The following is a 13,768-nucleotide window of genomic DNA, read 5'->3' as shown; positions in this document are numbered from 1 at the left end:
TGGAAAACAACAAATTTCCATAAATTTCTATTAGTTTCTATTAATTTCAATTTTTTTAATAATATCTCCCTATCTCCTTAATCTCCACATCTCCTTTTGTTACACCACCTGAACGCTTACCATTTTTCACTCTTTACTGTTCACGCTTTAGTAAAAAGAGGTATAAAATGGATACCCTTCACAAAAGGAAAGCAGTTGCTTTAGAATATGATGGCGATAAAGGGCATGCACCGAAAATAGTCGCCAAAGGAAAAGGAGAATTAGCCGAACGCATTATTCAAGTCGCCAGAAACCATAATGTCCTTATTTATGAAGATGCAAATTTAGCTGAGGTGTTAACGAAATTAGAATTGAATACCCAGATTCCACCAGATTTGTATCAGGCAGTCGCTGAAATTTTTGTTTTTATTTACAAGCTAAATCAAAAGTGGCCTACAAAATATGGAAGAAAAGATTTATATCCGTAAAGCCAAAATTAGAGATATTGATGAAATTCAACAACTTATTAACTCTTATGCCCAGAAAGGTAATCTCTTACCTCGTTCTTTGAGTGAGTTATACGAAGGGATGAGAGATTTTTTTGTTGCAGAAAGAGATGGTCAGGTAATTGGCTGTTGTGGCTTGCATATTGTCTGGAAAGACCTGGCTGAAATAAGGTCTTTAGCTGTAAAAAGAGAGATGACTGAACAAGGGATAGGCACTAAATTACTTGATTCCGCAATTGCTTCTGCAAAAGAACTTGAGGTAAATAAAATCTTTGTCTTAACCTATAATCCCGATTTTTTCAAGAGATTTGGATTTAAGTTAGTTGATAAAGCTACTTTACCACATAAAATCTGGGGAGAATGCATTAAGTGTATCCATTTCCCAAACTGTAATGAAGAAGCACTAATTTTAGAATTGGAAAATGTGTAAAACAGGAGAAACGGATATGCCCACAGGGAGCAAAGGAAGATGAAAAATAATAGCACGCTGATGACGCTGATAATGCGGATATTCGCGGATATAAGATAGAAGACAGAAGACAGAAAAAAGAGAAAAAAATCAGCGAAAATCCGTTAAATCCGTGTCATCCGTGTTCTATTCTTACGGCTATTTTCAGGGGAACGCTCATGAGTCTGCGACTCACAAAGGACAATGAAAATGTAATTTTGTAACTCAAGCAATTACAATGACTTACGGACATTTTCAGGGGAAATAAATTAAAAATCAAACATCAAAATGTAAAATTACAAATCAAAAATCAAAATATTCTCCAGCTACTTTGTTAATTTACAAGTATTTTTGCATTTTGCATTGTAATTTTGATATTTGCATTTTGATATTTACATTAAAGTTCTTCTTGCTATCGCTCTCCCCAAAAGAGGAACCTATTTATGAAAAAGCAATAAGCCTTGTCTTACGTCTGACATCGGCTATTTACAGGAGAAATGAATCCATTAGATATTTTCTTTTTAGTCATTATCATTATCAGTATGGTTTTTGGTCTGTTTAGAGGGCTGATAAAAGAAGTATTCTCACTGCTCTCGATAATAGCCGGGATTATAGTGGCTAATCTACTATATTCAAAAATAGCCCTGTTTTTAATCCGATTTATCAAATCATCCTTTTGGGCAGATATAATTGCCTATGGTCTTATATTTTTAATTGTGTGTGTCTTGATAAATCTTATTGGAGTCTTTCTTCAAAAAACATTAAAGAAATTATCGCTAAACTGGTTAGATAGGGTTGGAGGGATAGCATTTGGTTTTGTTCGAGGAGTGATAATCGCGGTAATTATCGTTATAATTTTAGCTAAATTGCCATTTGCCAACAAGTTAATTAACTCCTCTCAAATTATTCCCCACTTATATTGGGTGGTCAAGATTCTATTAGCCTTTTTACCACGACAATTTGCTTCAATTATAAATGAATTAATCTTCCTGCGGGAATTCTAATTTTGAAAAGGAGTTTAATGTGCCACAACAAGATTTAATTTTAATTATCGGACATAAAAGTCCAGACACAGATTCTGTTGTTTCGGCTATTGCCTATGCTGAGTTAAGGAAAACTTTAGGTGACAAAAATGTTAAACCCGTCAGCGCTGGTGAAATAAATGATGAAACCAGATTTGTTCTTGATTATTTTGAAGTTGAGCCGCCACTGGTCATTAGAGACCTTTATCTAAGAGTAGAAGATGTAATGACTCCCTCTCCTATCCTTGTCAATATTGATTCACCAATTAAAAATGTCCTGGATATAATGAAAGAAAAAGGATTTTTAATGGTGCCAATTGTAAAAAATTCAGAGCTTAAGGGCACGATTGATATTAAAAAAATTGCCTCGCTCCTCATTGCAGAAACAAATATTGAAACAGATAGATTGGTAAATACGACTGTTCAAAATATCATTCGATGTTTAAATGGAACTTTAATTGTTGGTGAAAAAGATACTGCTTTCCCAAATGGTAATCTGATTATTGGGGCAATGAAGGTGGACTCAATCGTTAATAAAATTAAAAGTTACTTTGGATTCGATAATATTATTTTAATTGGCAATCGTGAAGATGCCCAAATGGCTATTCTTAATGTTGGTGTCCGATGCCTTATTATTACGGGAGGATTTTCTCCTGCTCAAGAAGTAGTTGACCTGGCGACAAAATCAAACACAACACTCATTATTTCTCCTTATGACACGATTACCTCAGTTAGACTAACAAAACTTTCAGCCGGGGTTGAAACACTGATGAATACAAATATTCCTTCCTTAACCCCAGAGACACGACTTAATGAAGCAAAAGGGATGATAATTAATTCCCCTGCCCGCTCTATGCCTGTGGTGGATGAGTTGGGTAAGGTAATAGGAATAATTACCGCAAGAGACCTGCTACAGGCTATGGGTAGAAAAGTAATATTGGTTGACCATAATGAGATATTTCAATCTGCAGAAGGGATTGAAGAGGCAGAGATTATTGAGATTATTGACCATCACCGCCTTGGAGATATTCAGAGTAGAATGCCTATCTTATTTACGGGTGAACCTGTGGGCTCTACAGCCACATTAATTGCGGCAAGATATGAACAACATTTTATTAGTCCTTCTAAAAAAATAGCCGGCATACTCCTTGCCGGGATTTTATCTGATACACTTATTTTTAAATCAACAACTACTACCCAAAAAGATATAACTATTGCCAAAAAACTTGCCTTAGCGGCAAATGTGGATATAAATGAATTTGGACTTGATATGTTTCGCCATTCGTCCATAATTGAAAAGAAATCTGTTAAAGAAATAATTCTGGCTAATTACAAAGAATATAAAATAGAGAACAAAAATATCGGTATCGGGCAATTTGAAACGGTTGATTCTTATAATTTACTTAAGTTGAAAGATTTGTTTTTGAAAGAGTTAAATATACTTAAAGAACAACATAAATTAGAATTAGCGATGATGTTAATTACAGATATTTTAAAAGAAGGAAGTAATTTAATCTTTGCTGGAAATCCTAAAATTATCGAATTAGCCTTTGAAGGAATAGATGAAGAGTTATTCTTGAAAGGTATTTTTTCGCGAAAGAAACAGGTGCTGCCAGCTATGGGAAAAGGATTAAAATTATTTTATCAGGGGATGTAAAAATGACATTTCAAGAGATAATATTAAATTTACAATCTTTTTGGAAATCGCAAGGTTGTTTAGTTACACAACCTTATGATATTGAAGTTGGGGCAGGGACTTTTAATCCGGCGACATTTTTACGGGTTTTAGGTCCTGAACCATGGAAGGTAGCTTATGTTGAGCCATCTCGCAGACCAACTGATGGTCGATATGGAGAAAATCCTAACCGGCTTCAACATTATTATCAATTTCAGGTAATTATCAAACCCTCACCGGAAAATATTCAACAAACTTATCTGAATAGCCTGATTGCCCTTGGGATAAATCCATTAGAACACGATATACGATTTGTTGAAGATGATTGGGAATCTCCGACACTCGGTGCTGCCGGGTTAGGCTGGGAGGTTTGGCTTGATGGGATGGAGGTAACCCAGTTCACTTACTTCCAGCAAGTCGGCAGTTTGCCACTTGAACCTATCTCAGTTGAACTTACTTACGGTCTTGAACGAATCACAATGTATCTGCAAGGGAAAAATTCTGTATTTGATATTGAATGGGGTAATGGAGTTAAATATGGTGAGGTGCATCACCAAACCGAGGTTGAGTTTTCTAAATATAATTTTGAAGCCGCCAATGTTAAGATGTATTTTAAATTATTCCAAATGTTCGAAAAAGAAGCAATAAGATTAATAAAAAAAGACCTCATCTTCCCGGCTTATGACTGTGTATTAAAATGCTCTCATACATTTAATATCTTAGATGCCCGCGGGGCAATTAGCGTCACCGAACGCACAGGTTATATCGCCAGAATACGCAATTTAGCCCGACAATGTGCCCAGGGGTATATTAAAATACGAGAAACAATGGGATTCCCATTGGTAAATAAGAGTAAGCATTCTCCTGAAAATTAGGAAGTAGAGAGTAGAAAGTAGAGAGTAGAGAGAAAATCTTTCCTCCACCTGTTTTTTCGGTGGTGTCTTAATCTAGGATTGATGTCCGAAGGGTAGGGCAAGAAAAAGTTTGAGCCATTTCTCCAATTCTCCCTTTTCCCCATTTCTCCTTGTTTACACTTCTAATGTATAGCCCTGAACGGTTACTCCCTTTTGGACACCAAATCTGCATAGATTTCACTATTAGAGTTATTTTCAGACACCACCCAAAAACTTAAAATAAAGGTATTAAAAGGCACGGTAAATAAAGAAGAATAAATGTCCAGAATTATCATTTCGGCAGCTCATAGAAGTTCAGGAAAGACAACGATATGTATTGGGTTATGTGCGGCTTTGAGAAAGCGTGGGCTAATCATCCAGCCTTTTAAAAAGGGACCTGATTATATCGACCCAATGTGGCTAACAGCCGCCGCAGGAAAGGAATGTCTTAATCTGGATTTCTTTATGATGGGAGAGAAAAAAATATGCGAGGCTTTCCAGCAGGCAAGTCAGGATACAGATTTAAGCCTCATTGAAGGGAATATGGGTTTTTATGATGGCCTGGATATTGATGGTAAAGACAGCACCTCATATTTATCTAAAATTCTCAAAACCCCAGTTTTATTAGTTATTGATGCCAGTCGAATGACTTACGGCGTTGCCCCGCTTGTCTTTGGTTATCAACATTTTGACCCGGATAATTTAATTTCAGGCATAATTTTAAATAATGTTGCCTCGACACGACATGAGGTAAAACTAAAAGAAGCCATTTATAAACATTCTGATTTAGAGATTTTAGGTGCTATACCAAGACTATCAGAGATTGAAATTAAAGAGCGACATTTAGGATTAATTCCAATCAAAGAAGAATTAAATCTTATTTCTGTAATTGAATCTATTGCCGCAGTAATACAAAATTATGTAGATTTAGATAAGGTTATTAGCCTTTCAAAAGATGCCTTTTCTTTACCTACATTAAAAAAACAAGAGTATCAAATACCTTCGCCAGTAGTCAAAATAGGCATAGCCAGAGACCCGGTATTTACCTTTTATTACAAAGATAATTTGGACGCACTTGCCAGAGCAGGGGCAGAGCTTGTGCCGTTCAATACCTTGACTGATGATAAATTACCTCAAGTAGATGGGTTGTATTTTGGAGGCGGTTTTCCGGAAATATTCATCGAAAGTTTATCCAAAAATAAATCATTGCTAACAGATATTCGCACCTCCATAGAACAAGGAATACCAGTCTATGCAGAATGCGGTGGTTTGATGTATTTAGCCAGAAATATATCTTATCAGGGCATAACTAAAGAAATGGTCGGTGCTATTCCGTGTGATATTTGTGTGTATGAAAAACCGCAAGGACACGGTTATGTAATTTTGCAAACCACCACTAAAAATCAGTGGTTTAATTTCGATGGAAAAATTAGAGGCCATGAGTTCCACTACTCACAGATTACTAATCCTGCTCAACTGGATTTTGGCTATAATGTTATTCGTGGTAAAGGTGTAAATGGTAGGCACGATGGAATTATCTATAAAAATGTTATTGCCTCATATACTCATTTCCACAGCCTCGGAGTCCCACACTGGGCACAACAATTTGTCAGTTTTGTGGAAAGAGGTAAAGCCTATAAATAATTTTTATAGACTTATTAATTTTTTTTACTTAACATATTTGAATTTCTATGATAAAATTGTATTTCTTTTATAACTATTTAGCCATCTAAAGTGAAACAACAGGCAATGGTTGTCAGGTTCAAGGAGAAACGCTCATGAGCCTGCGGCTCACAAAGGGGGATGAAAATAATGGAAGAACAACCCCCTAACCCCCTTTATTAAGGGGGAATATCTGTTCTAAACCATAAGATACGAATCTGTGGATACTATACTAATTCACTAATTCGCTATTTTCAGAGGAAACGGACATGAGCCAAGGCTCACAAAGGGCAATGAAAATGGGAGAAGGACAACCCCCTAACCCCCTTTATTAAGGGGGAATTGCTGAGAGTTTCTTTCTTCCCGAACCCCGAGTCCCGAGTCCCGATTTTCAGGGGAAACGCCTATGAACCGTGGGTTCACAAATGAGAATGAAAATAGGGAAAAAACAGGGTGGAGGAAAAATTTTCTCTCTACTCTCTACTCTCTACTCTCTACTCTCTACTTTACAATAATGACAACTCTTTTAATAAGAGATAAATTGCCAAACAAAGAGGAGGTGTAAAATTATGCCAGGTTTTGAATTTAAAGGAAAAACTTATGAGACGGATGAAGAAGGGTATCTCCAAAATTTAGATGATTGGACTGAGGAAGTCGCGGTGCACATTGCTAAAACTGAGGATATTGAGCTGGATGAACGCCGGTGGGAAGTGGTGAATTTCTTAAGAAATTATTACAAGGAATATCAAATTGCGCCAATGATTAAGATTTTGATAAAAGAGATGGCAAAGATGTTTGGTCCTGAAAAAGGAAATAACAAATATCTTTATGAACTTTTCCCAGCAGGTCCAGCAAAACAAGCCTGTAAAATTGCTGGTCTGCCCAAGCCAACTGGCTGTGTATAAGTAAGGGTTCAGGTAGGATAAAAATGAGGAGAAAGGGAGAAGATGGAGAAGTGGAGAAAAGAAGAGTTAACTGATAGGATTATTAATGCCTGTATTAATGTCCATAAAAAGTTAGGACCTGGTTTTCTGGAGAGCATCTATCACAATGCCTTGAAGGTTGAGTTTGCAAGACAGAACATCATCTTTGAATCAGAAAAAGAAGTCAAGATATTCTATCAAGGTGTCGAGGTTGGGGTTCATAGACTTGATCTTTTTGTTGAAGATGAGATTGTGGTAGAGATTAAAACTGTTGAGGAGATAAGTGGGAAGTATTATAATCAGGTTAGATCATACCTTAGAGCAGTGGATAAAGAAATAGGGTTACTGGTAAATTTCGCAGACTCCAGGATTGATGTCCGAAGGGTGGAGCAAGAAAAAGTTTGAGCCATTTCTCCAATTCTCCCTTTTCCCCATTTCTCCTTGTTTACACTTCTAATGTATAGCCCTGAACGGTTACGTGTATAATTAATCGCAGATTGTGGATTGCGGATTGCGGACTGAAAATACAGATTCACAATCCGCAATTCATCCAGGGTTTAAATTGTATGGAATTAAATGATGTCTTATTAAGAAAAAAGGAATCTATTATCAACAGATGGTTTGATTTGATACTTAATACCTATCCACAACAGACGGCAGAGTTTGTAAAAACAGAGAAAAACCAATTCGCTAATCCAGTAGGATGGACAATCAGAAAAGGGATTGAAGGCATTTTTGATGGAATTATTCAAAACAAGGGTGTAGATAAATTTTTAGAGGATATAATCAAAATTAAAGCAGTGCAGGGAGTTGCTCCCTCACAAGCTATATCCTTTATTTTCGTTCTAAAACAGGCAATTAGAGAGAAAATTGGCAGTGAATATAATGAATTATTAGCCCTTGAATCTAAAATAGATAGATTAGCAACGATTTCGTTTGATATATTTATGAAATGCAGAGAAAAGATTTATCAACTTCAGACAAATGAAATGATGAAGTGGGGTGTCAAATGAAAGTTTTATTACCGTTATTAGCCGTGATAATATTAGTTTTACTGGCATATCTGGGAATAGAAACTGCAAATCTGCATCTACTTTTTGGAGTTATCATTCCGTATTTAGCTATTTTTATTTTTATTGTTGGTGTCCTTTGGCGCATTGTCCGATGGGCACAATCTCCTGTTCCTTTCCGCATACCAACGACCTGTGGACAGCAAAAATCACTTCCCTGGATTAAAAGTGCCTGTTTTGAAAATCCAGCAACAGGTATTGGGGCTATCGGAAGAATGGTTTTAGAGATTCTTCTCTTTCGCTCACTTTTCCGCAATACACAAACCCAATTAAAACAGGGTCCTTACTTTCTTCATCTCGAAGAAAAATTACTCTGGCTTGCGGCATTAATCTTTCATTGGTCTTTTTTTATTGTTGTCATTAGACATTGTCGGTTATTTATTGAGCCAGTGCCTTCTTGTATCAGTCTGATTTGTAGGCTGGATGGATTTATGGAGATAGGTTCACCGGTGGTATTCTTATCCGGAGTTGGACTTTTGGCTGGAATATCGTTTCTTTTACTCCGTAGAATATTAAGCCCTAAAGTCTATTACATCTCATTACCTATTGCGGATTACTTCCCTCTTCTTTTAATCATTGCCATAGCCATTTCAGGTATTCTGATGAGGTATTTTGTGAAGGTTGATGTGGTGAGTTTAAAGGCATATACCTTAGGATTGTTAAGATTTCAACCGGTAATTCCTGCGGATGTGAATGTCATCTTTTATATCCACCTGTTTTTAGTTTGCATCTTGTTGATATATTTCCCATTTAGCAAACTGGTGCATATGGGAGGAATTTTCCTGAGTCCAACTCGAAATCTGGCAAATAATAATCGGATGAAAAGACATATTAATCCGTGGAATTATCCAGTAAAAGTTCATACTTATGAAGAATACGAAGAGCACTACCGCGAAAGAATGAAACAGGTGGGTATCCCGGTGGAAAAGGATTAGCCACAGAGACACAGAGGACACAGAGAGAAAATAATAGAAAATAAATAATCCTCTGTGCACTCTGTGCCTCTGTGGCAAAAATACTTCCAAAAGGAGTGAATATGGCTAAAGAACCAAAACCTCAAGAAATAATATCTCAAATAAATTATAAACCTCCACAAAAATCATGGATGAATCTCCCGGTTGAAAGGAAGGAAGGGATGTTCTGCTATGGGGCAAAGGAGAAAAGCCTGCAAACCGTAGATTTCCCAAATCCAAGAACATGGTCTGTGCTTGATGAGGACTGGAAACTTCCTCATAACTGGCAGGAGATAGTTTTAGAAGGGATGGCTGAGCGACTGAAAAAATATCGGTCTTTTAAGATTTTTATGGATATTTGTGTCCGCTGTGGTGCTTGTGCGGATAAATGTCATTATTTTCTTGGCACAGGCGACCCGAAAAATATGCCAGTATTACGAGCAGAATTACTTCGGTCAGTTTATCGAGGAAATTTTAAAAATATAGGAAAGGTACTGGGAAAGTTAGCCGGTGGGCGAAAACTTACTCTTGATGTGCTCAAAGAATGGTGGTATTATTTCTATCAATGCTCTGAATGCCGCCGCTGTTCTGTTTTTTGTCCCTACGGCATTGATACTGCTGAAATTACGATGATTGCCCGCGAACTGCTCAATCTTTTGGGGTTAAATATAGAATGGATTGCCGGTCCAGCCGCAAACTGTTATATGAAAGGAAATCACTTAGGCCTTGAACCGCATACGATTAAAAACTCCATTGATTTCCTGCTTGATGAAATAGAAGAAAAAACAGGTGTGCGGGTATCGCCAACCTTCAATAGAAAAGGAGCAGAAATACTCTTTGTTACACCGTCAGGTGACCTGTTTGCTGACCCGGGCACCTATACCTGTATGGGCTATTTGATACTATTCCACGAACTCGGACTCGATTACACCTGGAGCACTTATGCCTCTGAAGGTGGGAATTTTGGATTTTTTACCTCGATGGAACTGGCAAAACGACTTAATACTAAAATATACGCTGAGGCAAAAAGGTTAGGTGTTAAGTGGATTATTGGTGGCGAATGCGGTCATATGTGGCGAGTGATAAATCAGTATATGGATACCTGGAACGGACCTGCAGATTTCCTTGAAGTGCCTATTTCACCCATCACGGGCACGAAATTTGAGAATGCCAAATCAACAAAAATGATTCATATTTCAGAATTTACCGCTGATTTAATTAAACATGGAAAACTTAACCTTAACCCAAAACGAAATGACCATTTAAAAGTAACCTTTCATGATTCCTGTAATGTTGCCCGCGGGATGGGAATGTTTGAAGAACCACGCTATATTATAAAAAATGTCTGTCCCCATTTCTATGAAATGCCTGAAGATACCATTCGGGAAAAGACATTTTGTTGTGGCAGTGGTTCAGGGTTGAATGCCTCTGAGAATATGGAATTGCGGCTTAGGGGTGGATTACCCAGGGCAATGGCTGTCAAGTATGTTCAGGAGCAATATGGCGTAAATATGCTTGCCTGTATCTGTGCCATTGACCGCGCCGCACTGCCTCCTTTGATGAATTACTGGGTGCCGGGTGTGGATGTAACAGGTGTGACTGAGTTAGTGGCAAATGCACTCGTGATGAAAGGAGAAAAGGAAAGAACCACTAATTTGCGGGGTGAAGAACTGCCAAATATAGCTAAATAACATAGGATAGGGTTCTGCAAAATAGGATTGGGGGGAGACAACAAATAAATATTAAATATCAAATATTAAATATCAAATATAAATATCAAAATGCAAAATTACAAATCAAATTTCAAAAAGGACTTCAAGAAAAGAGTGGATAACTATACTCTGCGACTTATAGAATTCATCGATAAGTTGCCAAAGAATAGTGTTTCTCAAAAAGTTGGAGGAATGTGGTAATATCTTTGCTTCAAGTATTTTAACGCTGAAAGGAAAGAGATAATTTTACATTTTGATATGTAATTTTTATATTTGCTTTTTGCATTTTGAATTTTGGAGGAAATTGATAAAAATAAAGGTTTTAAATACCCGCTTAAAAACTACAGTTTCTTAGTTTTACAGAAGTCTTATAGTTGAATAACATAGGAGTATAAAGATGTATGATAAAGGCAAAATAATTCCTGGTTTGATTATTTTTGTGGGATTAATAAGTTTTCCATTCTTCTATAATCTGGTGAAGGCATCTTCTAATCCTGAACCAGGTCTTGACACGCCTGTTATCAATAAAATGTCTAAAAAAGAGTGTGTCAAGCCAAAAGATGTAATGAGGACTGAACATATGAAATTGCTTCACGAATGGAGGGAGGCGGTCATTCGTCAGGGCAATAGAGAGGTCGGAATTATTGATGGCGTCAGATACGAAAAAAGTCTTCAGAAAACCTGTATGAAATGTCATTCTAATAAAGCAGATTTTTGTGATAGATGTCATAATTATGTTGATGTCCAACCGAATTGCTGGAATTGCCATATTACGGAGAGTAGAGAGTAGAGAGGGAGGATACAGACAGGAGACAGGAGAAACGAACATGTCCACGGTGAGTGGGCACAAAGGAAGATAAAAAATAAAGAAAGGATGCGGGCGGGGATGCTGAAGTCGAGCAACGCAGGCTCGGGGTACCCATGCAGAGCATGGGTCGTGCGGCTACCAGCCTTCCCGAGTCCCGAACCCCGAGTCCCGAGTCCCGATTTTCAGGAGAGATAAATGGATAGACGGACATTTCTCAAAATAGGCGGCGGGTTAGCTATAGGAACTGCAATGGGACCATTACCGCAATTGGTCTCTTCTCTATTAGCAAAGGATATTAAAGCCAGTGCAAAAAATAAATGGGGAATGGTGATTGATGTTACCAAATGCGTTGAAGGCTGTACTGTGTGTATGGATGCTTGCCGAAAAGAAAATAATGTGTCTTTGGATAATTATTGGATTCGAGTCGCCAGTGTAACACCAAAGGTGCCAGACGCCAAATCTCAACCTGTTCCTTTATTATGCAATCATTGTGAAGACCCGTTTTGCGTTAAGGTCTGCCTGGTTAAGGCATCTTTTAAACGCGAAGATGGCATTGTGTTAATTGATGAGCACCGGTGCATTGGTTGTCGATACTGTATGATTGTCTGTCCGTATAAATCCAGGTCTTTTGTGTTTAAACATCAAGAAGGATATACTAATTCTGATTCCCCAAAACGACAACATGGGGTAGTGGAAAAATGCGACTTTTGTGTGAGCCGTGTAGATAACGGGGAGATGCCAGTTTGTGTAGTATCCTGCCCAAACAAAGCGATGTTTTTTGGTAACTTAAATGACCCAAACAGTGAAGTGGCTAAATTAGTCGCAAGCGGTAAAGCACACCCAATTCGCCCGGATTTAGGCTCAAAACCAAAGGTGTATTATTTAGGATTATAAGGTAGGTAACGAATGAAAGTATATTATACCAAAATTGAAGGAAAATCAACCGGTCAGTATCTTTTATTAGGAATCCTTAGCATCCTGGCTATCGCTGGACTATATTCTTCCTATCTAATGTTCACCAGAGGACATTATCTCACCGGAATGAATAATCAGGTTCCCTGGGGACTGCCAATTATTCTTACTATTTATTTTATTGGGTTAAGTGCGGGTTCATTAGTTCTGTCATCTTTATCATCGGTGTTTGGTAAAACCGAATATAAAGGATTTGCCCGTGTAGCCGCTTATTTAGCCGCTTTGTTGCTTGTTGGAGCACTTTTATCCCTTGGACTTGATTTAGGTCGGCCAGAAAGAATTATGCTGGCATTTTTCTACCTTAATCCAAAATCTATCTTTTCCTGGAATGGCTTTCTATATTCAACTTATATCTTGATTTGTATTGTTTATCTCTGGGCAATGATTACCGAAAAGGAGAAATTGGTTAAAGTAATTGGGGTTTTAGCCGTAGTCTGGGCAATTGGTGTGCATAGTGGCACGGGCGGGATTTTTGGTTTTACCAGTGGCAGAGAATTATACCATTCACCACTAACACCACCGAGTTTCGTTGCCGCGGCTTTATCTTCAGGAACGGGTTTAATTATCATTCTATTAGTGCTAACCTTTAAGGTTACCAGACGCTTTTTGGACCCGCAACTAATTATAGGTCTAAGCCGACTATTGGTTTCGTTTATCCTTGTTGTTTTATATTTTCTTGCGGTTGAGAATTTAACCCGACTTTATTCACCCGCAAGCTATGAAGCAACGCATTTCCTTTTATTTAGTGGCAATGAATATTGTCTGATTTTCTGGATTGGGCTGATACTGATGGGTTCTATTGTGCCAGTCATTATACTTTTTATTAAAAAATCTATTGGTTGGATAGTTTTTGCTTCAGCACTGGTTGTATCGGGTGTTTTCTGCGAAAGATTTATTATTGTTATTCCTGGTCAGGTGCTTCCGTCAGAACTATTTCCTGGCTATGAAGTAAGTAGTCCTTTTGGGGATGGGACAATTGGAAGTTATTTTATCAGTTTGCCAGAAATCACTCAAGCACTCGGAATCGTAGCCATTATTGGCATCTTATATATTCTTGGGTTGAAATTCTTCGCCTTACTGCCAACAGAGGCGAAATATCAAAATATGATTTGCCACAGAGTGGGAGTATAGAATCATCCAACCTG

At 37.6% G+C, this 13,768-nt stretch carries 16 protein-coding genes; all 16 read left to right on the top strand.

Going from position 1 to position 13,768, the window contains the following annotated elements:
• Positions 1-167: 167 nt before the first annotated feature.
• Complete coding sequence (locus AB1422_02440; protein MEW6618204.1) at positions 168-467, top strand: EscU/YscU/HrcU family type III secretion system export apparatus switch protein; 300 nt, start codon at positions 168-170, stop codon at positions 465-467.
• Positions 442-915 carry an N-acetyltransferase gene (locus AB1422_02435; GenBank protein ID MEW6618203.1) on the top strand — a complete coding sequence of 158 codons (474 nt, stop codon included), beginning with the start codon at positions 442-444 and terminating at the stop codon, positions 913-915. Before AB1422_02440 ends, AB1422_02435 begins: the two co-directional genes overlap by 26 nt.
• Positions 916-1,430: 515 nt before the next feature.
• Positions 1,431-1,937 (top strand): CvpA family protein, encoded by a 507-nt coding sequence (locus tag AB1422_02430; protein ID MEW6618202.1) that lies wholly within the window; start codon positions 1,431-1,433, stop codon positions 1,935-1,937.
• Positions 1,938-1,956: 19 nt separating this feature from the next.
• The gene (locus tag AB1422_02425; GenBank protein ID MEW6618201.1) at positions 1,957-3,612 is read left to right on the top strand and encodes a putative manganese-dependent inorganic diphosphatase; all 1,656 of its coding nucleotides are present in this window, start codon (positions 1,957-1,959) and stop codon (positions 3,610-3,612) included.
• A 2-nt stretch (positions 3,613-3,614) separates the two neighbouring features.
• Positions 3,615-4,505 carry a glycine--tRNA ligase subunit alpha gene (gene glyQ / locus AB1422_02420; GenBank protein MEW6618200.1) on the top strand — a complete coding sequence of 297 codons (891 nt, stop codon included), beginning with the start codon at positions 3,615-3,617 and terminating at the stop codon, positions 4,503-4,505.
• A 297-nt stretch (positions 4,506-4,802) separates the two neighbouring features.
• Positions 4,803-6,167 carry a cobyrinate a,c-diamide synthase gene (locus AB1422_02415; protein MEW6618199.1) on the top strand — a complete coding sequence of 455 codons (1,365 nt, stop codon included), beginning with the start codon at positions 4,803-4,805 and terminating at the stop codon, positions 6,165-6,167.
• Positions 6,168-6,591: 424 nt separating this feature from the next.
• On the top strand, positions 6,592-6,750 hold the full coding sequence (locus AB1422_02410; protein ID MEW6618198.1) for a hypothetical protein: 159 nt from the start codon (positions 6,592-6,594) through the stop codon (positions 6,748-6,750).
• A 4-nt stretch (positions 6,751-6,754) separates the two neighbouring features.
• The gene (locus AB1422_02405) at positions 6,755-7,090 is read left to right on the top strand and encodes a TusE/DsrC/DsvC family sulfur relay protein (protein MEW6618197.1); all 336 of its coding nucleotides are present in this window, start codon (positions 6,755-6,757) and stop codon (positions 7,088-7,090) included.
• A gap of 42 nt (positions 7,091-7,132) precedes the next feature.
• Positions 7,133-7,513, top strand: coding sequence for a GxxExxY protein (locus AB1422_02400; GenBank protein ID MEW6618196.1), 381 nt, complete (start codon positions 7,133-7,135; stop codon positions 7,511-7,513).
• 161 nt (positions 7,514-7,674) lie between these two features.
• Entirely contained in the window at positions 7,675-8,121 is a 447-nt protein-coding gene (locus tag AB1422_02395; protein ID MEW6618195.1) for an RsbRD N-terminal domain-containing protein, read from the top strand.
• Positions 8,118-9,113 carry a sulfate reduction electron transfer complex DsrMKJOP subunit DsrM gene (dsrM, locus tag AB1422_02390; GenBank protein ID MEW6618194.1) on the top strand — a complete coding sequence of 332 codons (996 nt, stop codon included), beginning with the start codon at positions 8,118-8,120 and terminating at the stop codon, positions 9,111-9,113. Before AB1422_02395 ends, dsrM begins: the two co-directional genes overlap by 4 nt.
• Positions 9,114-9,214: 101 nt before the next feature.
• On the top strand, positions 9,215-10,822 hold the full coding sequence (gene dsrK / locus AB1422_02385; protein ID MEW6618193.1) for a sulfate reduction electron transfer complex DsrMKJOP subunit DsrK: 1,608 nt from the start codon (positions 9,215-9,217) through the stop codon (positions 10,820-10,822).
• A 90-nt stretch (positions 10,823-10,912) separates the two neighbouring features.
• Complete coding sequence (locus AB1422_02380; protein MEW6618192.1) at positions 10,913-11,044, top strand: hypothetical protein; 132 nt, start codon at positions 10,913-10,915, stop codon at positions 11,042-11,044.
• A 196-nt stretch (positions 11,045-11,240) separates the two neighbouring features.
• Complete coding sequence (dsrJ, locus tag AB1422_02375; protein MEW6618191.1) at positions 11,241-11,633, top strand: sulfate reduction electron transfer complex DsrMKJOP subunit DsrJ; 393 nt, start codon at positions 11,241-11,243, stop codon at positions 11,631-11,633.
• A gap of 213 nt (positions 11,634-11,846) precedes the next feature.
• Entirely contained in the window at positions 11,847-12,545 is a 699-nt protein-coding gene (gene dsrO, locus AB1422_02370; protein MEW6618190.1) for a sulfate reduction electron transfer complex DsrMKJOP subunit DsrO, read from the top strand.
• A 12-nt stretch (positions 12,546-12,557) separates the two neighbouring features.
• Positions 12,558-13,754, top strand: coding sequence for an NrfD/PsrC family molybdoenzyme membrane anchor subunit (gene nrfD / locus AB1422_02365; GenBank protein ID MEW6618189.1), 1,197 nt, complete (start codon positions 12,558-12,560; stop codon positions 13,752-13,754).
• The last annotated feature ends 14 nt before the right edge of the window (positions 13,755-13,768 follow it).

Source organism: bacterium, assembly GCA_040757115.1.
GTDB lineage: Bacteria > UBA9089 > CG2-30-40-21 > CG2-30-40-21 > SBAY01 > JBFLXS01.
Note: the sequence above shows the minus strand (reverse complement) of the source record. Positions and strands in the feature narration are given on the sequence as shown.